The sequence below is a fragment of the Flaviramulus sp. BrNp1-15 genome, from assembly GCF_022259695.1.
In the GTDB taxonomy this organism is placed as follows: Bacteria; Bacteroidota; Bacteroidia; order Flavobacteriales; family Flavobacteriaceae; genus BrNp1-15.
Map to the genome: position 1 here is coordinate 2830443 of NZ_CP092099.1, position 19550 is coordinate 2849992.

General features: G+C 30.7%; 20 protein-coding genes. 10 read left to right on the forward strand and 10 right to left on the reverse strand.

Annotated features, from left to right (window positions below; genetic code table 11):
* Nucleotides 1-273 precede the first annotated feature (273 nt).
* Both dnaJ and MBM09_RS12540 read right to left on the reverse strand, forming a co-directional pair.
* Nucleotides 274-1389, reverse strand: coding sequence for a molecular chaperone DnaJ (dnaJ, locus tag MBM09_RS12535; protein WP_238674062.1), 1116 nt, complete (start codon nucleotides 1387-1389; stop codon nucleotides 274-276).
* 9 nt (nucleotides 1390-1398) lie between these two features.
* The gene (locus tag MBM09_RS12540) at nucleotides 1399-1947 is read right to left on the reverse strand and encodes a nucleotide exchange factor GrpE (protein ID WP_238674063.1); all 549 of its coding nucleotides are present in this window, start codon (nucleotides 1945-1947) and stop codon (nucleotides 1399-1401) included.
* Between the two features lie 152 nt (nucleotides 1948-2099).
* On the opposite strand from MBM09_RS12540, the gene MBM09_RS12545 reads away from it, so the two are divergent.
* The 5 genes from MBM09_RS12545 (at nucleotide 2100) to MBM09_RS12565 (ending at nucleotide 7409) form a co-directional block, all read left to right on the forward strand.
* A complete protein-coding gene (locus MBM09_RS12545) occupies nucleotides 2100-2765 on the forward strand; it encodes a TonB-dependent receptor plug domain-containing protein (protein WP_238674064.1) in 666 nt (221 codons plus the stop codon).
* A 147-nt stretch (nucleotides 2766-2912) separates the two neighbouring features.
* Complete coding sequence (locus MBM09_RS12550) at nucleotides 2913-3566, forward strand: YceI family protein (protein ID WP_238674065.1); 654 nt, start codon at nucleotides 2913-2915, stop codon at nucleotides 3564-3566.
* A gap of 115 nt (nucleotides 3567-3681) precedes the next feature.
* Nucleotides 3682-4809, forward strand: a complete 1128-nt coding sequence (locus MBM09_RS12555; RefSeq protein ID WP_238674066.1) for a Gfo/Idh/MocA family protein — start codon at nucleotides 3682-3684, stop codon at nucleotides 4807-4809.
* Between the two features lie 163 nt (nucleotides 4810-4972).
* Nucleotides 4973-6436, forward strand: coding sequence for an aldehyde dehydrogenase family protein (locus MBM09_RS12560; RefSeq protein ID WP_238674067.1), 1464 nt, complete (start codon nucleotides 4973-4975; stop codon nucleotides 6434-6436).
* A 262-nt stretch (nucleotides 6437-6698) separates the two neighbouring features.
* A complete protein-coding gene (locus tag MBM09_RS12565) occupies nucleotides 6699-7409 on the forward strand; it encodes a DUF6090 family protein (protein ID WP_238674068.1) in 711 nt (236 codons plus the stop codon).
* Nucleotides 7410-7558: 149 nt separating this feature from the next.
* Here MBM09_RS12565 and MBM09_RS12570 read toward each other — a convergent pair whose 3' ends face one another.
* The 4 genes from MBM09_RS12570 to MBM09_RS12585 all read right to left on the reverse strand — a co-directional run bounded on the left by MBM09_RS12570 (nucleotide 7559) and on the right by MBM09_RS12585 (nucleotide 10242).
* Nucleotides 7559-8467 carry a TIGR01777 family oxidoreductase gene (locus MBM09_RS12570; protein WP_238674069.1) on the reverse strand — a complete coding sequence of 303 codons (909 nt, stop codon included), beginning with the start codon at nucleotides 8465-8467 and terminating at the stop codon, nucleotides 7559-7561.
* A 96-nt stretch (nucleotides 8468-8563) separates the two neighbouring features.
* Nucleotides 8564-9295 carry a tRNA (5-methylaminomethyl-2-thiouridine)(34)-methyltransferase MnmD gene (gene mnmD / locus MBM09_RS12575; RefSeq protein ID WP_238674070.1) on the reverse strand — a complete coding sequence of 244 codons (732 nt, stop codon included), beginning with the start codon at nucleotides 9293-9295 and terminating at the stop codon, nucleotides 8564-8566.
* Between the two features lie 3 nt (nucleotides 9296-9298).
* Nucleotides 9299-9733 carry a hypothetical protein gene (locus tag MBM09_RS12580; RefSeq protein WP_238674071.1) on the reverse strand — a complete coding sequence of 145 codons (435 nt, stop codon included), beginning with the start codon at nucleotides 9731-9733 and terminating at the stop codon, nucleotides 9299-9301.
* A gap of 2 nt (nucleotides 9734-9735) precedes the next feature.
* A complete protein-coding gene (locus MBM09_RS12585; RefSeq protein ID WP_238674072.1) occupies nucleotides 9736-10242 on the reverse strand; it encodes a DUF4920 domain-containing protein in 507 nt (168 codons plus the stop codon).
* Between the two features lie 94 nt (nucleotides 10243-10336).
* Between MBM09_RS12585 and MBM09_RS12590 the strand changes: the two genes are divergently transcribed.
* The gene (locus MBM09_RS12590) at nucleotides 10337-11404 is read left to right on the forward strand and encodes a branched-chain amino acid aminotransferase (protein WP_238674073.1); all 1068 of its coding nucleotides are present in this window, start codon (nucleotides 10337-10339) and stop codon (nucleotides 11402-11404) included.
* 44 nt (nucleotides 11405-11448) lie between these two features.
* Here MBM09_RS12590 and MBM09_RS12595 read toward each other — a convergent pair whose 3' ends face one another.
* Both MBM09_RS12595 and MBM09_RS12605 read right to left on the reverse strand, forming a co-directional pair.
* Complete coding sequence (locus tag MBM09_RS12595) at nucleotides 11449-11835, reverse strand: nucleoside triphosphate pyrophosphohydrolase family protein (RefSeq protein WP_238674074.1); 387 nt, start codon at nucleotides 11833-11835, stop codon at nucleotides 11449-11451.
* A gap of 483 nt (nucleotides 11836-12318) precedes the next feature.
* Complete coding sequence (locus tag MBM09_RS12605) at nucleotides 12319-14358, reverse strand: dipeptidyl peptidase 3 (protein WP_238674076.1); 2040 nt, start codon at nucleotides 14356-14358, stop codon at nucleotides 12319-12321.
* A 188-nt stretch (nucleotides 14359-14546) separates the two neighbouring features.
* Here MBM09_RS12605 and MBM09_RS12610 point away from each other — a divergent pair, with 188 nt between their 5' ends.
* Nucleotides 14547-15569 (forward strand): GyrI-like domain-containing protein, encoded by a 1023-nt coding sequence (locus MBM09_RS12610; RefSeq protein ID WP_238674077.1) that lies wholly within the window; start codon nucleotides 14547-14549, stop codon nucleotides 15567-15569.
* Nucleotides 15569-15934: a fluoride efflux transporter CrcB gene (crcB, locus tag MBM09_RS12615; RefSeq protein ID WP_238674078.1), complete on the forward strand. Its 366-nt coding sequence runs from the start codon at nucleotides 15569-15571 to the stop codon at nucleotides 15932-15934. Before MBM09_RS12610 ends, crcB begins: the two co-directional genes overlap by 1 nt.
* Nucleotides 15935-15960: 26 nt before the next feature.
* On the opposite strand, the gene MBM09_RS12620 is transcribed toward crcB, so the two are convergent.
* Nucleotides 15961-16566, reverse strand: coding sequence for a DUF1684 domain-containing protein (locus MBM09_RS12620; RefSeq protein WP_238674079.1), 606 nt, complete (start codon nucleotides 16564-16566; stop codon nucleotides 15961-15963).
* Complete coding sequence (locus tag MBM09_RS12625; protein WP_238674080.1) at nucleotides 16566-17093, reverse strand: DUF4252 domain-containing protein; 528 nt, start codon at nucleotides 17091-17093, stop codon at nucleotides 16566-16568. The genes MBM09_RS12620 and MBM09_RS12625 overlap by 1 nt, the downstream gene beginning before the upstream one ends.
* A 279-nt stretch (nucleotides 17094-17372) precedes the next feature.
* Here MBM09_RS12625 and MBM09_RS12630 point away from each other — a divergent pair, with 279 nt between their 5' ends.
* Both MBM09_RS12630 and MBM09_RS12635 read left to right on the forward strand, forming a co-directional pair.
* The gene (locus MBM09_RS12630) at nucleotides 17373-18587 is read left to right on the forward strand and encodes an MFS transporter (protein ID WP_238674081.1); all 1215 of its coding nucleotides are present in this window, start codon (nucleotides 17373-17375) and stop codon (nucleotides 18585-18587) included.
* On the forward strand, nucleotides 18584-19549 hold the full coding sequence (locus MBM09_RS12635) for a YpdA family putative bacillithiol disulfide reductase (RefSeq protein WP_238674082.1): 966 nt from the start codon (nucleotides 18584-18586) through the stop codon (nucleotides 19547-19549). Before MBM09_RS12630 ends, MBM09_RS12635 begins: the two co-directional genes overlap by 4 nt.
* The last annotated feature ends 1 nt before the right edge of the window (nucleotide 19550 follow it).

A 19550-nucleotide genomic window follows, 5' to 3' on the forward strand; every position in this document is an offset into this window, starting at 1 on the left:
TAACGCTTTAACCATAAATAATAATACGATAGAAAAAATAAGTGGTTATTAATTTTAAATAATAATACCTTAAAAAACAAAACCCACCCTTAATAAAATTAAGGATGGGAAAAAAATTGCTATGAAAAAGAAAAATTATCACTAAAATTAATTAGTGATATTCAAAGATAGTTTTTTTTTCAATACTGATAGCAAAACTATTAGATATATTTAGCTTTTAAACAAAAAAAACGCCGTTAAAAAGCGTTTTTTTTGTTTATTGATTGACTCTTTTTAAGAAAACATATCTTTTACTTTTTCAAAAAAAGATTTATCAGAACTTTCTGGTTTTGGCATAAAATGTTCATCATTTTGCATCGATTCAAAAAATTCTTTTTGTTGTTTGTTCAATGTTTTAGGTGTCCATACATTCACATGAACTAATAAATCACCCTTACCATAACCATTTATACTTGGTATTCCTTTTCCGCGTAAGCGTAAAATTTTACCAGACTGTACACCTGCTTCAACTTTAATACGCACTTTACCAGTTACTGTATCAATTTCTTTTGAAGTTCCTAAAACAGCATCTGGATAACTTACATATAAATCGTAATGTAAATTATCGCCTTCGCGCTGTAATTTTTCATGTTGTTCTTCTTCTATAACAACTATTAAATCTCCAGAAATACCATTACCTGGGGCTTCATTACCTTTACCAGATACTTTTAACTGCATACCGTCTACTACACCTGCTGGTATTTTAATAGAAACGGTTTCTTCTGCAACTTTTAAACCTTGAGAATCTGCATCGCTAGGTTTTTTATCTAGAGTTTGTCCTGCTCCACCACACACATTACAAGGCGCAGATGTTTGCATTCTACCTAAAATAGTATTTGCGATACGTGTTACTTGCCCACTACCATTACATGTAGAACATGTTTTATAAGTTGTACCTGGTGCTTGAACTTTACGTTTTACTTTTATTTTTTTCTCTATACCGTTAGCAATTTCTTCTAAAGTAAGTTTTACGCGAATTCGAAGATTACTTCCTTTAACTCGACGTTGACCGCCGCCGCCGCCAAAGCCAGAGAATCCGCCACCAAAACCACCTCCAAAAATATCACCAAACTGACTGAATATGTCATCCATATTCATACCGCCGCCACCAAAGCCACCGCCACCTTCAAAGGCTTGATGACCAAACTGATCATAACGTGCTTTTTTATCGGCATCACTTAAAACCTCATAAGCTTCGGCTGCTTCTTTAAACTTAGCTTCGGCTGTTTTATCATCTGGATTTTTATCTGGGTGAAATTCAATTGCTTTTTTACGGTAAGCTTTTTTAATTTCGGCTGCAGATGCACCTTTACTAACTCCTAATATTTCGTAATAATCTCTTTTTGCCATACTTCTGGTTTATTGCCCAATAACAACTTTAGGGAATCGAATTACTTTTTCGCCTAATTTGTAACCCTTTTCAATTACATCAATAATTTTTCCTTTTAGATCGTCTGAAGGTGCAGGAATTTGAGTAATTGCTTCATGATCATCAGCATTAAAGGTGTCACCTTTTTCAACTTTAATAGCTTTGAGTCCTTTTTGCTCAAGTGTATTTATTAATTTTTGATAGATTAATAACACACCTTTTCTAAGTTCTTCAGCTTCTTTGTCTTCTTCAATGTGGCTTAGTGCGCGCTCAAAATCATCAAGAACTGGTAACAAGGTTTTCATAACATCTTCACTTGCTGTTGAAAATAATTCGATACGCTCTCTAGACGTTCTTTTTTTATAATTTTCAAACTCTGCAAATAATCTTAAAAACTTTTCTTTTTCTTGTTTTAGTTCTTCCTGTAATTTTTCTTCTACAGTTTTTTCTTCAACCACTTGCTCTTCAACCTCTGCGGTTTGAGTTTCAGAAGTTTCTACTTCTTCCTTTTCTATATCTTTTTTACTCTTTTTACTCATCGCTCAATTTAAATGTTTTGCAATACTAAAATTAGTTGGCAAAAGTACTGCCATTATTATTAAAATGCCATAATGTCATTGTTTTTTTTTAGCTAAATATATTGATTAATTAATGTTGTATTTTTGTAGGTAATAAAAAACATTCGTTAATTATGAAAATTATATTTTCAATTTGTTCGCTATTGCTATTGACATTAAGTGTTAATGCACAGAATATTACAGTAAAAGGAACTGTTATAAATGACTTTGATAAACCCGTAAGTGGAGTTTCTGTAAAAGTTAAAGGAGATACAACAGAAGTATATACGGACTCAACAGGGTTTTACAGTATAAATGTACCACCAAATGGTAGATTAATTTTTTCTAAAGATTTTTTTAAAAAGAAGACAAAATCAGTTAAAAAGAAAAAAAACATTAATGTGGCACTAAAATATGACTTGATAGTTAGTAAACAACAACAAATAAATACAGGCTATGGCAAAATAAACAAGTCTGAAAGCACCATAGCTACAAGTACTGTAGATGAAAAACTCATAGAAAAAGAACAATATTTAGATTTTGCCACATTATTAACTACGGTTCCGGGGGTTAGCGTTACTGATGAAGGTAACGATTTAAGAATAAGAATAAGGGGGGATAGAAGTCTAAACTCTAGTAATGATCCTCTTATAATCTTAAACAGTTCACCATATTCTGGTTCGCTTAAAAACTTAAACCCTAGAGATATAAAGTCTATCGATGTATTAAAAGGTGGTGCTGCAACAGCAGCCTATGGCTCTAGAGGAGCTAATGGTGTTATAATAATTACAACCAAATAGTTTTACATTATCAATAATAGCCGAGATAAAGCATAAATAATAAACATACGTTTAGTTTATTGTTTTAAATATTTTTGTTTAATCTTTTTTTTATTTATTCAAACAAATTATGTAATTTTACGCCTCAAACTAAAAACACATTTAAAAATGAAGAAGAACTTATTTACCATTTTACTTATTACAGCTATTACAACATCTGTAATTGGATGTAAAGATAAAGCTAAAGAAGCTACTACCACAGCAGCTGAAGAAGTTGTTGAAGTGACACCTGAAGCAAAATTTGTTGCAGATTTAGAAGCCTCCACAATTGAGTGGAAAGGTTTTAAACCTACAGGATCGCATAATGGAATCATTAACATTGAAAGCGGTATATTAAACACTACTGATGGAAAAATTTCTGGTGGTACTTTTTTAATTGACATGTCTTCTCTTGAAGTTAAAGACATTCCTGCAGATGATGAAAATAATGGAAAATTGGCAGGACATTTAAAAGGTGCTGACTTTTTTGATGTTGAAAAACACCCAAGTGCAGCTTTCGAAATTACTGGAGTAGAAGAAGTTGATGGTAAAATGATGCTTTCTGGAAATTTAGCTCTTAAAGATGCCAAAAACAATGTTACTTTCCCTGTGTCTGTAACTCAAGATGGTGATGCTATTTCTTTAGTTAGCGAAACCTTTACTATAGACCGTTCTAAATGGAACGTAAAATATGGATCGAAATCGTTTTTCGATAATTTAGGCGATAAGTTTATTAACGATGATATTGAATTAAAAGTTACACTTAAGGCAACTAAGTCTTAAAACTAACAAATCTTATTTTTTTGTTAAAAACCACTTCAATAGGAGTGGTTTTTTGATTTTATAACATAAAAGAAGTAATTTAGAACAACTATTTTTTTACTCTAACTTACTGATTATGAAAAGAAGACCGTTTATTAAAAAATTAATTCAGTCTACTGGAGGCATTTATTTGGCTTCACAATCACCATTACTTTATGGTTGTAATTTAGAACCTAAGAATAAAAAATTAGGAATAGCCTTAGTTGGTTTAGGCGGTTATGCCGGAGGACAGTTAGCTCCTGCTCTACTGGAGACAGAGCACTGTTATTTAGCTGGTATAGTAACAGGAACTAAAGAAAAAGAATCTATTTGGGTCAACAAATACAACATTAAAAAAGAAAATATTTATAACTACGATAATTTTGATTCTATAGCAGCTAATGATGATATAGATATTGTATATGTCGTTTTACCAAATAGCATGCATGCAGAATTCACTATTAGAGCAGCAAAAGCAGGTAAGCATGTAATTTGCGAAAAGCCTATGGCTGTTTCGGTTGAAGAATGTGAAAATATGATAGCCGCTTGTAAAGAAGCTAAGAAAATGTTATCCATTGGTTATCGTTTACATTTCGATCCTTTTCATGATGAAGTTATGCGAATTGGTCAAAACAAGGTTTATGGTAATATGAATGTAGAATCTGAGTTTTCATTTTTATTAAAGAACCCTGATAGTTGGCGTACACAAAAAGCCTTGGCTGGTGGTGGCCCTTTAATGGACTTAGGTATTTATGCAATTCAAGGTTCTATTTACTCTTTTGGTGAATTACCAACCTCGCTTTGGGCAAAAAACACAACTAAAGACACTGAATTTTTTAAAGATATAGAAGGTAGCTTAGAATGGGAATTAACTTTCCCTTCTGGAAAATCATATTGCAAAACCAGTTACGAAACACCAATTTTTGCCGAATTAAAACATATTACAGAAAAAGGCGAAGTAAAACTAGAAAATGCATTTTATTATGGTGGTATTAAAGGTTCTACACCAGATGGTAATATGAATATAAAACCAGTAAATCAGCAAGCGTCACAAATGGATGCTTTTGCATTAAATATTTTAAATAATACAGAATCCATAGTTCCTGGTGAAATGGGATTACGTGATAATTATATTATTGAAAAAATATATGATTCTGCTGCAAACAACAGTGAAGTCTTAGAGTTAAACGATATTCCTAACATTTTAGATATTAGAAGAGCATAAAGAAACAAATTATATTTCCTCAGTAATTTAGTTATGTATCATATCAAAACAGATTAACATTCCTTAACAAATATTAACAAACTATTATAAGAAAAAATTATCGTATTTGTATTTTTTAATATATATTATTTATGATAAAATTATTAACTAATACACAATACATATGAAATTTTACAAAAATTTAAATAAGCAATTTATTAACGGGGAATGGATAAATGGACAAGGTGAAGACCTTATTGATGTTAACCCGTATAATGATGAAGAAATAACCATATTTAAAAGCGCAACAAAAAAAGATGTTGATAATGCACATAAAGCTGCAAAAAAAGCTTTTAAATCATGGTCTAAAACCTTACCACAGGAACGAAGAGGTATAATTCTTAATGCCATTAATATTATAGACAAAAGAAAAGATGAAATTGCCGATTGGATTGTTAAAGAAAGTGGTAGTGCCAGAGTAAAGGCAGAAACCGAAATTATGGCAGCAACTCTTATGATGCATGAAGCGGCATCAATGCCAAATAGAATGGAAGGTCGTATTTATCCGTCACCAATTCCAGGAAAAGAAAGTAGAGCTTACAGAAAGTCACTAGGTGTTTTAGGTATAATCACACCATGGAATTTTCCATTTCACTTATCAATGCGATCTATAGCACCTGCATTAGCTTTGGGAAATACTATAGTAGTTAAACCTGCTTCATCAACTCCAGTTAGTGGTGCTACACTCATAGCCAAAATTTTTGAAGAGGCTGGAATACCAAAAGGTGTGTTTAATGTTACCGCAGGTAAAGGAAGTGATATAGGAGACTATTTTGTTAAACACCCCATTTCTAAATTAATTTCATTTACGGGCTCAACACCAGTGGGTAAAAACATTGGTAAAATAGCAGGTGAAGCTTTAAAAAAAGTATCTCTAGAGTTAGGTGGAAACAATGTATTTATTGTTAGAGAAGATGCAAATATTGAAAAGGCAGCAGAAGCAGCAGTATTTGGTAAATTCTATCACCAGGGTCAAATATGTATGGCTATTAATAGAATACTAGTACATGAAAAGATATTTGAGGAATTCAAAAATACATTTATTAAAAAAGTAAAAGCACTTAAAGTAGGTAACCCAACTACTGATGAAAAAGTGATAATAGGCCCTATTATAGATAATAAAGAAATTGATAGAATCATGGAAAACCTTCAAAAAAGTTTAGCCAATGGTGCTAAATTAGAATTGGGAGGTAAACAAGATAATAATATTATTGAACCTACAGTACTTACTAATGTTACCAATGATATGGTTATTGCAAATGAAGAAACATTTGGTCCAATAGCGCCTTTAATTAAATTTAAAAATGATGAAGAAGCTATTGAAATTGCAAATTCTCTGGAGTTTGGTTTAAGTGGAGCAATATTTAGTAAAAATACCGAAGAAGCTTTAGCTATGGCACACAATATTGAAACTGGTATGGTACACATCAATGACCAAACAGTAAATGATGATGCTAACGCACCATTTGGTGGTGAAAAGGGCTCTGGTATGGGGCGATTTAATGGTGAGTTTGTTTTAGAAGAATTTACAACCGTACAATGGATAACCATACAACATGAAGCTAGAGATTATGCGCCTTTAGCGTAATAATTTTATGAAAATTATTAAAAGCTACCAATTTGGTAGCTTTTTTTTAGGTTGTTTATGAAACAGGCAATAAAGATTTCAAAAAACATAAAGCTTGACTTTGTAAAAAAATTCAACTAACTTCGTTTAACGATTGATATAAGTCATTAAAGAACGACGTCATATCATCGCATTGTGCTTCATTATGACCAACCAATAAGATTCCCGCTTTTTCGGGAAATTGAATATGATAAAATTCTTTAGAACAATACGCCACGACTATATGAAAGAAAACAAAACTGGAAAGTATTTAAAATATGCTATCGGAGAAATTATTCTTGTTGTTATAGGAATCCTACTAGCTCTTCAGATTAATAATTGGAATAGTGAATATAAGGCGGATAAGAATTTAAAAGAAATTTACAAACAAATACAAACTGACCTTAAAGTTGATACAGCAAGAATAGAAAGGGTTATTGTTAAGTATGATGAAAAAGATAAAATAATTCAGGACATTTTAGACAAAAAAATAAAACTTTCTTTTTATGATACAATAACTTCAATGAATTATAAAGATTGTTCTATATGTCGACCAGAAACAACATACTCATACAATTTCAAACCAATTATCAAAGGCTATAATTTACTAAAAGAGACAAATTCTTTAACTGAGATAAAAAAAGATTCACTTGCAGATTACATAAATGATTTTTATTCCCAAATAATTCCTCGTATTGACAATCAGTATCAAGATATTCAAAATATAATATTTGAAAACATAAAAAATTATCAAAAACATTCTTGGTTTTCAGATTGGTATGAAAGGAAATATAATAAAGAACTTTTAATTTTTCTTTTTGAAAGTGAAATTTATCGCAAAGAGCTAAGTCGATTTAATATTTATACTAAACATATATTTATAGGGACTTTGAAAAACTATAAAATTAGAGCTACAGAAATTTTAAAATTACTTGAACAAGAAATAGAAAAATAACGAAAGCACAACAACGTATAAAATTAATTGCTAGTACTCGCCTACTTACGAAAATCCTCTCGGATTTTCTATTCGGTTTGTATTTGCTAATTTAGTTGCTGAAACACGCAACGAAATCATACACAAAACCGTTAAACGAACTTCAAAAATTATATCAATAAATCCTTTAAAGCAGGTTCTAAATAATTGTAGTTAAAGTTAAACCCTTTATCTTCTATTTTTTTACAACTTACACGTTGGCTTTCAAATAACAAGGCATGCATTTCTCCTAAAACCAGTTTCATAAAAAACTTAGGTATATTGGGTAATAACAAAGGCCTGTTTAAAACACGTGCTATGGTTTTAGTTAATTCTTGATTGGTAACAGGGTTTGGAGCTACCCCATTATAAACGCCGCTTAAATTATGCTCTAAAACATATAAAAACAGGTTCGCTAAATCCTTAATATGAATCCAGGATTGCCATTGTTTTCCATTACCAAAAGCTGCACCAACTCCAAATTTAATGGGTTTTACCATTTCCAGTAATGCTCCTCCTTTTTTAGATAAAACTAAACCAATTCTAATTTTAGAAACGTTTATATTTAAACTCTTAAAAGCATCTAACTCGTTTTCCCAAACGTGTACTACTTGAGTTAAAAACGAATTTTCATCTTTTGTTTTAAAACCTTCTTCGTAATAATTAATTAAAGAATCTGGATATACACCTATTGCACTTGCAGAAACAACTTGCTTTATGGTATGCGTTTCACCCTTTAATGCATTAACGAGTAGCTGAGTAGTTTCTTTTCGGCTATTTAAAATCTCTTTTTTATATTCTGGAGTCCATCGTTTAGAAACCGTTGCTCCAGCTAAATGTATTATAGCATCAACATCTTTAAAACAATCTACATCTAGATCTCCGGACTTTGGATTCCAATAAAAACCTTTATAATTTTCTCTTTTTTCAATTTTAGCTTTACTCGTTGTTAAGTAGTTAACTTTTATTGCTTTTTTATGACAAAGTTTTACTATTTCTGCACCTATTAACCCTGTCGCTCCTGTTATTAAAACTCGCATTTTCTTTTTTTATAAAATTACAAAATACACGTATGGTTTACTAAACATTTATAGAAGGTTTAACAAAAATAATTGACAATTTGATGTAACCAGAACTTAATGCTTCGTTGCTCTCAGCATTTCTCTTTTTCCTGGAGGCCCAGGAAGTTTTTCAACTTTAAAACCTACGGTTTGCATAGCACGACGTACACTACCTTTTGCAGAATAAGTAACCAAAACACCATTAGTTTTTAGAGCTTTAAACATTTTATCGAAGATGGTTTCTGTCCATAATTCGGGTTGAACTCGTGCTCCAAAAGCATCAAAATAGATAATATTATATTTGTTTGTTTCATTAATATCATGAAACATTTTTTGCTGTTTTGTAAGTTTAAAATTAGAAGTTAATTCATGAGACTCATCCCAAGAAACTTCATGTAGTTTTTTAAACAGTGAGGTTTTTTCAGAAGAGTTCAACTTCTCCACATAATTAAGTTGATTGATTTCATCCATTAAAACAGGGTAGCCTTCTACTCCAACATAATCAATATTTATATTTAGTTTTTCGGCTTCTAACAACGTAATAAATGCGTTCAAACCCGTTCCAAAACCAATTTCTAGAATGGAAATAGGTTGTTCTCTTGGTTTTTCTTTATGAGACTTCTCGACTGCGCTCGAAGTGACATATATATCAGTTTGTAAAGTTGAATTAAAGTGATGCAACCCATGTTTTATAAAAACATGATTGGCTTCCTGTATAGCACCATGTTTAGAATGATACTGCTCATTCCATTCTTCTATTTGAATAGTTTTTGAACCATCTGAAGTTGTGATTATGCTTCGTTTCAATAGTTATTGTATTAAAAGCTTTTTTATTCGCGGTATTGGTCCTGTGCATTCTTTTTGATGACAAGAAATACACAAGTTAACCATGTTGTTATACCTATCTTCTAAAGGAACATCAGACGAAGAATTAAAAATTTCTTTTTCAGTTTCAATAAAAAGATTGGAGAAATTCTTAAAGTCCTCGTCTCTAGTTTTAAATTCTGAAAGTTCTGCAGTATGTATTTTCAAAACCGCTTCAGGAAAATTTTCTGGTACGTTACCTGCTAAGATATCTTTTTTAATTTTTTGATTTAGTGCATACATTTGGTTCATAAGCACAGTCATTTCAGAAGGTTCATACATTATGTATTCTTTCTTTTCTTTTATTTCAACTGTATCTTTCTCTATATTCTTACAACTAAAAACCAACAACAAAACACATAAACCAAATATATGTTTCATAACTATTGTTCTTTAACTAACACACCATCTGCAAGAAATGAGTATGTTCTTTTTACCTCTGTTATTTGTGCAATTTCTTCAGGAGTTTTTCCAGCGTCCTCTGCATAATGACGTTGCTCATCAACAGAAACTTCAGACACATAGGCTTTTCCGTTTATAATAACTTCATCTCCTGCTATATTTTTAGGTACAAAAAAACCGTAATCTTTAAACTTCACCATAACTTCATTACCATCTTCAAGATCTAGAGTCATCCAACATCCTTTTGCTTGACAAACACTATTAACTTTAGCTATTATCTTAGAGTTAATGCTATCACCTACTTTCATAGTTTTATAATGATTTGCCATAGATGAAGCAGCAATGGCATCATCTGCAATAATTTCATTTCCAAAAGAAGCATAAGTTACCTCTTCTACTTTATCGATTGCTTTTGGAGTTTCTTCACTTTTGTTTTTGCAAGAATTTAACACTAAAACACAGATAATTAACAAACTAAATGACTTCATAATACTAATATTTCAATTTTAAACGATTTATGTAAATATACCGCTTTTTTAAAAACGTTTTTCTTTAAATTTGTCTTATTAAATAACGAGACTTATGAATGCTATAATCAATGACATAGAGATTATAAAAGCCAAAACTACTAAAATTAATGATGTAGATTTTGACAATTTAAAATTCGGACATATTTTTTCTGATCATATGTTAGAATGTAATTTTAAAAATGGTAAATGGCAAGCACCTAAAGTAGTCCCTTATGGACCAATTAGTTTAGATCCTTCTTCTAAGATTTTCCATTATGGACAATCGGTTTTTGAAGGTATGAAAGCTTATAAAGATACTGATGAGAATGTCTGGTTATTTCGCCCTTTAGATAATTTTAAGCGTTTAAATATTTCATCAAAACGTTTAGCCATTCCAGAATTACCAGAAAATTATTTTATGGATGGATTAAAGGCGTTATTAGAAGTTGACAAAGATTGGATTCCTAAAAAAGATGGAAGCTCGTTATACATAAGACCATTTGTTTTTGCATCTGGTAACGGGTTTCATGCTTCTCCTGCCGATGAATATAAATTCATTATTGCAACTGCGCCTTCTGGAGCTTATTTTGCTGGCGAAGTAAGAGTTTTAATTGAAGAAAAATACTCGCGTTCTGCAAATGGAGGTGTTGGTTATGCTAAAGCTGGTGGTAACTATGCTGGACAATTTTATCCAACACAATTAGCTATAGAAAAAGGCTACCAACAAGTTATTTGGACAGACGATAATACACACGAATACATTGAAGAAGCTGGAGCAATGAATATTTTTGTCCGCATCAATGATACGTTAATTACAGCACCAACCAGCGATCGTATTTTAGATGGTATTACGCGTAAAAGCATTATAGAATTAGCTAAAGCTGAAGGTATAAATGTTGAAGTAAGAAAACTTAAAGTTAGTGAAGTTGTTGAAGCTGCAAAACAAGGAACACTTAAAGAAATGTTTGGTGCAGGAACAGCAGCTGTAATTTCTCCTATTGCAGGTTTTGGTTTTAAAGATGAAGATTTTGAATTACCAAAATTAGACGACACTTATGCAAGCTATTTAAAAAAGCGCATTACAGATATACAAACTAATAAAGCAGAAGACCCTTTTGGTTGGCGTTATGAAGTTAAGTAATAAAAAAAGCAGCTCATTGAGCTGCTTTTTTATTTGATTATAATTTATTTATCTAAAATAGATTGAATATTGGGTTTAAAGTAATTTGGTCCTTTTAGCACTTTACCATCTTCACGATAAATAGGTTGTCCATCTTCACCTAATTTACTCATATTACTGCGTTGTATTTCATTAAAAACTTCTTCTATTTTATGTTGCATACCATGCTCGATAATAGTTCCGCATAAAATATAAAGCATATCTCCCAAAGCATCAGCAACCTCAACTAAATCATTATCATTGGCAGCTTCTAGATACTCTTCGTTTTCTTCTCGCATCAACTTATAACGTAACATATTTTTTTCTAAACCTAAATTTGCTTTAGGTGTTTCTCTATAACCAATTTTAAATGCGGTATGAAATGCTTTTACTGCTTCTATTTTGTTTTTCATCTACTTTGTTTTCGTTAAATTTGCATAAAAATAAATATATGTTTAGTAAAGGTCAAATCATTTTTGGTGTTTTATTTTTTATTGTCTTCGCTATAATCATAGCATATACATACCGAAAAGATTTGAAACTACATAAAAAGTTCTATTCAGGTAGTATTTGGATATTAGTTGCTTTTATTGGTTTTATTTTGCTTATTTCTGCCATTAAATTTTTGCTTTAAGTAAGCTTTGTTTTTCTGACTCTTAGACTAGGAAAAAAACTAATTCGCTTGTTATAGTAATAAACTGCTTAATATGACGCAACCTTTTTAAAGGTAATGTATCTTATAAATAGCTTATTAATTAAACTAAACATGAAAATACTATTAATCCTCACTTTACTAATTGCAATTAACTTAATTCTGTTAGCTTTTAGTGTAAACAAAAGAACAGATCCTTGATAAGAATCTGCCCTTTAAATTATTTAATAAATTAATAGTCTACTTAATTTACTTCTGGCAAGTAGTTATAAGTTTTACTATAATCAAGCATTTGAACTGAAAATGTTTCTGGTTGAGTAACTTTTACTGCTGTAATTTCTCCTTCATCATTCTTTTCAGCAACTAAAACCGGATTTACAAATCCGCTATAAGGTGCAGATGTAAACTGTTTGTTACGCTCTAAAACTTCAGCATGAATTGCCTGATCTACTTTTACACCATAGCCTTCTACTAATGCTTCAACTGCAGCATAATCACCTTCAGATTTTATACGTTGAGTCTCTCTTAATAATTGACCGAATAAATCATGTAACTTATCATAGTCATTAATATTGAAATATGTTTTACCATCTCTGGTTACTTTTTCAATTACATTATCTGCTTTACCTTTTTCAAAAGCCCAAGCAGAAACCCATTGTCTATTTCTCATGTGGGCTTCTTCAACATCATCACCTAAATTCAATCTGATTAACTGCATCATCAATCCGTTTCTAATATACCCATCATAAGCAGCTTTTCCAACAGCTTTCCAATCTTCAACCAAACCTAATTCCTGTAATTTAGGATTATATAGATAATAAAGACCAACTAAATCTGCACGACCTTCTTCTAAAGTAGACGCATAGTTTTTAAGCGTTTCTTTTGTTTCGCCAACTCCAGGGTTCAATTGTCCTGATGCATGACCAATTACTTCGTGCAATGCCGTATGCAATTTATCTCCTATCTGGCCATATTTTTCTTCTAATTCTATTTCCTCTTCATCATTTGCAAACTCTTTTAAACGCCCTGAACTTGAAGAATTATTATAAGCATTTATTATATTTCCTAATGATACCGATTTACTTCCAACCGCAGCACGTATCCAGTTTGCATTTGGTAAGTTAACACCAATTGGAGTGCTTGGAGATGCATCTCCAGCTTCTCCTGCTACGTTTACAACTTTATAGGTTACTCCAACAACATTGGATTTCTTATGCTCATCCATTAATGGTGAATTATCTTCAAACCATTGGGCATTTTCAGATAGAACAGCCATTTTTTGAGACATATCAAAATCTTTTACCTGAACAATAGTTTCGTAAGAGCCTCTGTAACCTAATGGATCGTTATATACTTCAATAAAACTGTTTATATAATCAATATTACCATCAGTAGCAGCTGTCCAAGCTACATTATAATCGTCCCAAGTTTGTAAATCTCCTGTTTTGTAATAGTCAATTAATAAACCTAATGCGTTTCCTTGAGCTTCGTTTTCAGCTACTCCTTTTGCTAATTCTAACCACTTAACAATTTCATCTATAGCTTCTCCATATAATCCACCAGATTTATATACGCGCTCTTTTAAAACACCATTTTCTTTAACTAATTGAGAGTTTAAACCAAATGACAAAGGTTTATCTGGATTAGGTGATACCTTTGCTTTATAAAAACTTTCTACATCTGCATTAGTAACATTTGGTCCGTAAAAATTAACAGCAGATAAACCAACATTATCAACACCTTTTGCTTGATTTACTTTTTTAGTATCAGCTTCATTGAAAATAACATCAAAGGCTTCACCTTCAAGAACTGTATTAGTTTCAGTTAATAACGTTTTTAAATATTCTGAAGAAAACTTAGGTTTTAATTTATCGTTTGAATAATGATGGTGAATTCCATTGCTAAACCAAACACGTTTTAAATAAGTCTCAAAAGCTTTCCAGTTTTCCGAAGATTTATCACCAGAATATGTCGTGCATACATTTTCTAATGCCTTTCTAATTTTAAGATTATGTCTGTAGTTTTGATCCCACATAATATCTCTTCCAGATAATCCTGCTTGAGTTAAATAATATACAAGCTTTTGTTCTTTTAAAGTTAGTTTTTCCCAACCCGGAATTTGATATCGAAGTATTTTAATATCGGCAAATTGCTCTACATTGTAATCAAATGAAGTTGAGACTTTTGTAGCTAATTCTTCATTACTTTTTTTAGATTTATCATTACCACATGATAATAAAATGGCACCTAAGAATACTAGGTTTAATATTGATTTTAGTTTCATTTTGTTAAAATATCTATTAATTAATTTGTGAAAAAATCATCTAAAATAGCATTGATTTTATTGATAAATTCAAAATATCAACTTTTAGCTATTAAAAATTTATTTTTAGGATAACAAATGTAATAATTTATTAATCGAAATTTAAAAATGATTATATTTGATTTCAATAATTTTTCATAATTCTAGCAATGAAGACTCTCAAGTATATTTTATTCCTTTTACTTATCGCTATTATTGGTTTAGCTATTTATATTGCTGTACAACCAAATGAATTTAATTTCTCAAGAAGTAAGGTTATTAAAGCACCTACTCCAATGGTTTTTAACAAAGTAAATGATTTTAAAAATTGGCCTGATTTTTCTCCTTGGATTGAACAAGAACCAAATGCCACTTTAACTTATGGCGATAAAACTTCTGGTGTAGATGGAAATTATGCATGGAAAGGTGAAGTTTTAGGAGAAGGTAACATGAAAACTACAGCACTTGAAAAAGACAAGTCTATTTCTCAACATATCTCTTTTATAAAACCATTTGAATCTGAATCTGATATTAACTGGACTTTTGAAAACACACTTGAAGGTACTAAAGTAACATGGGGCATGAAAGGCAAGCAAGATTTCATGACTAAAATGTATACAACATTTGCTGGCTCTATAGAGGAAAATACAGCTCCAGATTTTGAAAGAGGTTTATTTAAATTAGATAGTATTATTGATACAGACATGAAAAAATATAGCATCGCTGTAGATGGTATAAAAGAATATGGTGGTGGCTTTTATTTATACAAAACCACCAATGCTAATAGCACCAATATTAGCAGTAAAATGGGACAACAATTTGGAACTATTATGAGTTACATTGCTCAAAACAATATACAAATGGCTGGTATGCCTTTAACGGTTTACAATGAAATGAATAACGAAAATGGGAGCATTATAATGAGTAATGGCATTCCTGTTACAGAGAAAATAATTTTACCATCTGGAAGTGAAATTTCTTGTGGTTATATACCCAAAACTAAAAGTTTAAAAACAACGCTACTTGGAAATTATACATATTTGCCAAAAGCTTGGGAAAAAACTATGGCTTATTTGGGTGAAAACAATTTAGAAGCTTCGGATATTAAACCATTTGAAATTTATACAACCGACCCAGGTGAAGTACCAAATCCAGCGGATTGGAGAACCGAAATTTACGTACCTGTTAAGTAATGAAGCAACTTCTTTTAGTTTTTTTTGGAGGTGGCATTGGTAGTGTTCTACGATATTTAATTGGGAAATATTTGAATAACCCTGAAAATGGTATTCCTTATGGTACGTTTGCTGCTAATATTTTAGGAAGTTTACTGATTGGCGTTATATTAGGATTAGCAGTTAAAAATGATACGCTTTCTCAAAACCAAACTTTATTATTAGCCACAGGTTTTTGTGGTGGCTTTACCACGTTTTCAACATTTGCTTACGAAAATCATATATTTTTAAAATCGGGAGATTTTACAAGTTTTGCTATTTACACCATTGCAAGTTTTATTGTTGGTTTTTTAGCTGTATTTTTCGGGATGTATTTAGTGAAGTGAAAAAATTGTAGCTAGCTAACAAAAAACTAATGCTTTTTAAAAGCCTTAACCCCAGCTTCTATACTTGTTTGTAAATAATTTTCGCGCGGTACTATTGGGCATGAATACCTATCATTATAAGCGCAATATGGGTTGTACGCTTTATTAAAATCTATTATCATAGTGTTTCCTTCTGGAATTCTGGCATCAATATAACGTCCACCACCATAACTTTCTAATCCGTTGGTTTCATCTAAAAACGGTAGAAACAAATAATTTTCATATCCTTCTTTTTCAATTAAACCTTGGTTTTGGTAAATGTTTAATTTATAAGTATTTCCTTTTAAATTGAATGACAATTCACCATATTTCACATAAACAGGTAATCTATCAGTAGTTGTTTTCATTTTAAAAGCTTTTTCATTTGGAGTTCTTTTAAATTGTGCTTCAACAACATATGTTGAATCGAATTTAAAAAAATCTAAACTTTCAAAACGCTTTCTATCTTTATCTTTTAAAGGAGATGTTGTTGCATCTTTATATTCAGAATTAATTTTTCTTTGAAATTCTGTTTCACCTTTTATAGGTCTTTTCTTTTGTGCACAACTTGAAAACGAAACCAGAACAGCTAATAATATAATTGTATATCTCATTAGTTTTCTGGATTAAATGAAGGATTAATGTTTGAGTTATAAGACTGCATCAAATTATTAGAAAATGCATTAAAAGTTTCTTCATCTGCAAAAGATTTTATCTTTTCTGGATCGAAATTCCCTTGAAAATAATATGCTGTTGTTTCATTTTCTGTACTATTAAAAATAATAGCATCAGTTACAACAACACCAACTTCTCTAACCGATATAATTCGTGTTTGTTCTAATTCATTTTTTCTAAAAACATCTGTATAACCACTATTTGTAACTGCATTCATTTCTTCAATAAGACTTTGACGTTTTAAAGCGTTTACAGATTGAAACTTAATATATTTAAAATCTGAAATATTACCTATGGCACTTTTTACTTCAGGCGAAATATTACTTAATAACGCTTTCATAAAATTAGGCACTTGAAACGATGTAGCTCCCATATCTGCCTTATGGTTATTATAAAAACCTTGAAAGCTACTACTACAAGATACTAGCAAAAAACACAAACTTATTGTTATAAATATATTCTTCATTCTAAAAAATTTCATTTCAAAAATACAATTTACAATTATTTTATATAGATTTGAAGAATCAAAAGATATAAAAATGCGTAATAACGTCACAATTTGTAAAAAGCAATGGACCTCATTAACTAGAGGAAATCGGGCTTGTTATATATTGTGGTGATATGATTATAAAATATTACAATATATAAAAGTTCGACTTCACAGTCGGACTTTTTATTTTTAGTCTACAATGGACTTCAAAACATAAATAAAATGTAGAAACATAAACTAGAACAAACCAAACCAATGAAAACGCTATTTAATAACTACCTAAACACTTTTAAAGGTTTATCAAAAGAAATTTGGTGGCTCGCTTTAATAACACTTATAAACAGAGCAGGCACTATGGTAATACCATTTCTTTCATTATACCTAAAAGAAGATTTAAGTTTTACAGTAAGTGATGTAGGTTGGGTTATGAGTGCTTTTGGTTTAGGTTCGGTTGCTGGTTCATGGCTTGGTGGTAAATTAACCGATACTATTGGCTATTATAAAGTAATGGTAAGAAGTTTATTATCTACAGGTATACTATTTATAGCTTTACAGTTTTTGCACACATTTGCTTCCATTTGTGTTGGAATATTTTTTGTTATGCTAGTTGCAGATGCTTTTAGACCAGCTATTTTCGTAGCTCTTAACGCATATAGTAAACCCGAAAACAAAATACGATCTCTTACCTTAATTCGTCTAGCTATAAACTTAGGTTTTTCGGCAGGACCTGCTATAGGTGGGATAATTATAACTAGTCTTGGGTATTCTGGATTATTTTGGGTAGATGGAATTACTTGTATAATTGCTACATTAGTTTTAATACAGGTTTTACATCCTAAAAAGGCAAAAGTTTTAGATGAAATAAAAAATGACAGTCCAATTTCGGCTTATAAAGACAAAGCTTTTTTAACGTTTTTATTAGCTATGACATTATTTGGTATTGTATTTCTGCAATATTTTTCAACTATAACTATTTACTATAAAGATGTACATATATTAACCGAAACTCAAATCGGACTAATTTTAGGCTTAAATGGTTTTCTTATTTTTATTTTTGAAATGCCTCTAATCAAATGGTTAGAAAATACAAAATATACTAAACTTGGGCTTATGTTTTTTGGAGCTATATTAACCGGCTTAAGTCTATTTATTTTAAATTTAACAAGTTGGTCTGGTGTATTAGTAATAGGTATGCTAATGATGACTTTTGGTGAGATGATAGCGTTTCCGTTTTCTAATGCATTTGCAGTAGAACGTGCTCAAAAAGGAAACCAAGGAGAGTATATGGCATTATATTCCATCTCTTTCTCCATTGCTCATATTTTTGGACATAACGCTGGTTTACAAATGACAGCAAAATTAGGATATGACAATACTTGGTATATTATAACAGCTATTGCAGCTATTTGTGCGCTAATACTATTTGGTTTAAACAAAAAGTTAAAAACTCAAAAAAAATTAAAACTTTGAAAAACAAGAAAGACATTATAATTATTGGAGCTGGTCCTATAGGAATTGCATGTGCTTTAGAATGCAAAAAAAAAGGTTGGAATTATTTAGTTTTAGAAAAAGGTGCGTTAACAAACTCATTGTTTAATTACCCTAAAAACATGACCTTTTTTTCTACTTCAGAAAAGTTAGAAATTGATGATATTCCATTTATTAGCAACAACCCTAAACCTAACAGAGATGAAGCTTTAGAATATTACAGACGCGTTGTTACTTCAAATAAATTGGATATTAATCTATATGAAACCGTAAAGTCAATTAAGAAAGAAAATGATGCGTTTCATGTAACATCAGATAAAAATGAATATGAAGCCAAACAAGTTATCATTTCAACAGGGTTTTACGACATTCCAAAACTATTGAATGTACCTGGAGAAAATTTACCAAAAGTAACGCATTATTACAAAGAAGCTCATAATTATTCATTACAAAATGTGGTGGTTGTGGGCGCAAGTAATTCTGCTGTTGATGCGGCTTTGGAAATTTGGAGAAAAGGCGGAAACGTTACCATGGTTGTTAGAGGCGAAAGTATTGGTGAACGTGTAAAATATTGGGTACGACCAGATATTATTAATCGTATAGAAGAAGGTAGTATAAAGGCTTATTTTAACTCTGAAATAACGAAAATTGATGAAGATTCAGTAACTATTAAAACTCCCAATGGAGATTTAACTTTACCCAACGATTATGTTGTAGCTCTCACAGGTTATTTACCAGATTTCAATTTATTAAAATTGAACGGTATAGAACTTTCAGAAGATAAAAAAATACCAAGTTACAATCCAGAAACTATGGAATCTAATGTTAAAGGCTTGTACTTAGCAGGTGTAATTTGTGGTGGTAAAGAAACCCACAAATGGTTTATTGAAAATTCAAGAATACATGCAAAATTAATTGCAAAGCATATTGAAAGTTTGGCTTAAC

What these genes read in the sequence shown, in the direction of transcription:
- dnaJ (WP_238674062.1), bottom strand. Translation starts at nt 1,389, where the DNA reads ATGGCAAAAAGAGATTATTACGAAATATTAGGAGTTAGTAAAGGTGCA.
- MBM09_RS12540 (WP_238674063.1), bottom strand. Translation starts at nt 1,947, where the DNA reads ATGAGTAAAAAGAGTAAAAAAGATATAGAAAAGGAAGAAGTAGAAACT.
- MBM09_RS12545 (WP_238674064.1), top strand. Translation starts at nt 2,100, where the DNA reads ATGAAAATTATATTTTCAATTTGTTCGCTATTGCTATTGACATTAAGT.
- MBM09_RS12550 (WP_238674065.1), top strand. Translation starts at nt 2,913, where the DNA reads ATGAAGAAGAACTTATTTACCATTTTACTTATTACAGCTATTACAACA.
- MBM09_RS12555 (WP_238674066.1), top strand. Translation starts at nt 3,682, where the DNA reads ATGAAAAGAAGACCGTTTATTAAAAAATTAATTCAGTCTACTGGAGGC.
- MBM09_RS12560 (WP_238674067.1), top strand. Translation starts at nt 4,973, where the DNA reads ATGAAATTTTACAAAAATTTAAATAAGCAATTTATTAACGGGGAATGG.
- MBM09_RS12565 (WP_238674068.1), top strand. Translation starts at nt 6,699, where the DNA reads ATGAAAGAAAACAAAACTGGAAAGTATTTAAAATATGCTATCGGAGAA.
- MBM09_RS12570 (WP_238674069.1), bottom strand. Translation starts at nt 8,467, where the DNA reads ATGCGAGTTTTAATAACAGGAGCGACAGGGTTAATAGGTGCAGAAATA.
- MBM09_RS12580 (WP_238674071.1), bottom strand. Translation starts at nt 9,733, where the DNA reads ATGAAACATATATTTGGTTTATGTGTTTTGTTGTTGGTTTTTAGTTGT.
- MBM09_RS12585 (WP_238674072.1), bottom strand. Translation starts at nt 10,242, where the DNA reads ATGAAGTCATTTAGTTTGTTAATTATCTGTGTTTTAGTGTTAAATTCT.
- MBM09_RS12590 (WP_238674073.1), top strand. Translation starts at nt 10,337, where the DNA reads ATGAATGCTATAATCAATGACATAGAGATTATAAAAGCCAAAACTACT.
- MBM09_RS12595 (WP_238674074.1), bottom strand. Translation starts at nt 11,835, where the DNA reads ATGAAAAACAAAATAGAAGCAGTAAAAGCATTTCATACCGCATTTAAA.
- MBM09_RS12605 (WP_238674076.1), bottom strand. Translation starts at nt 14,358, where the DNA reads ATGAAACTAAAATCAATATTAAACCTAGTATTCTTAGGTGCCATTTTA.
- MBM09_RS12610 (WP_238674077.1), top strand. Translation starts at nt 14,547, where the DNA reads ATGAAGACTCTCAAGTATATTTTATTCCTTTTACTTATCGCTATTATT.
- crcB (WP_238674078.1), top strand. Translation starts at nt 15,569, where the DNA reads ATGAAGCAACTTCTTTTAGTTTTTTTTGGAGGTGGCATTGGTAGTGTT.
- MBM09_RS12620 (WP_238674079.1), bottom strand. Translation starts at nt 16,566, where the DNA reads ATGAGATATACAATTATATTATTAGCTGTTCTGGTTTCGTTTTCAAGT.
- MBM09_RS12625 (WP_238674080.1), bottom strand. Translation starts at nt 17,093, where the DNA reads ATGAAGAATATATTTATAACAATAAGTTTGTGTTTTTTGCTAGTATCT.
- MBM09_RS12630 (WP_238674081.1), top strand. Translation starts at nt 17,373, where the DNA reads ATGAAAACGCTATTTAATAACTACCTAAACACTTTTAAAGGTTTATCA.